We start from the raw sequence: 785 nt of genomic DNA on the forward strand, positions 1-785 counted from the left end.
CGGCCGCGGGCCTTGAGGGGGATGTCGGGGAGGGTGGGGGCGTGGAGGCGGGCGCCGTCGTAGCCGTGGACTTGGCCGAAGCGGGTGCCGGTTTCCCAGTCGTTGCGGGCCTGGAGGATCTCGTCGCCGGTGCGGGCGATGAAGTTCCACCACATGACGAGCTTTTCGGCGAAGGGTTCGCCGCCGAGGAGGAGGAAGGTGGCGTCGGTGTCGGCGTGGAGGGGGAGGTGGGGGCGGCCGGTGCCGAGGTAGAGCATGGCGCCGGGGGCGAGGGGGACGCCGTCCACGGTGGTGTGGCCGGACATGGTGAGGACGGCGTACTCGAAGTCGGGGTCGAGGGGCAGGCGCAGGTCGGTGCCGGCGGTGAGGGTGAGGTCGGCGCCGACGAGGGGGGTGTGGGTGGTGCCGGGGGAGGTGGCGCCGTCGAGGGTGCCGAGGATGACGGTGGCGGACAGGCCCGGGGCGGTGACGGTGGGCAGGTCGGCGTGGTGTTCGAAGGCGGGTTCGCGGTGGCGGTGGGCCTCGGGGAGGGCGACCCAGAGCTGGGCGCCGTGCAGGAGGCGGGCGTGCGGGCGGGGCGATTCCTCGGAGTGGGAGATCGCCCGGCCCGAGGTCATCAGGCCGAGTTCGCGCGGGCGGACGGTCTGCAGGCTGCCGAGGCTGTCGCGGTGCAGCACCTCGCCGGCGTGCAGCCAGCTGACGGTCTGCAGGCCCATGTGGGGGTGCGGCGGCACCTGCATGCCCGGCTCGTCCGCGATGTCGTCCGGACCGTAGTGGTCCACGAA

1 protein-coding gene is annotated in these 785 nt (G+C 73.8%); it reads right to left on the reverse strand.

What is annotated here, in order from left to right; translation table 11 throughout:
• The coding region (locus ACFP3U_RS36960) for a pirin family protein (RefSeq protein WP_380230160.1) at window positions 1-785 on the reverse strand (785 nt) is incomplete at both ends.

Origin of the sequence: Kitasatospora misakiensis (assembly GCF_042656005.1) — a bacterium.
Taxonomy (GTDB): domain Bacteria; phylum Actinomycetota; class Actinomycetes; order Streptomycetales; family Streptomycetaceae; genus Kitasatospora; species Kitasatospora misakiensis.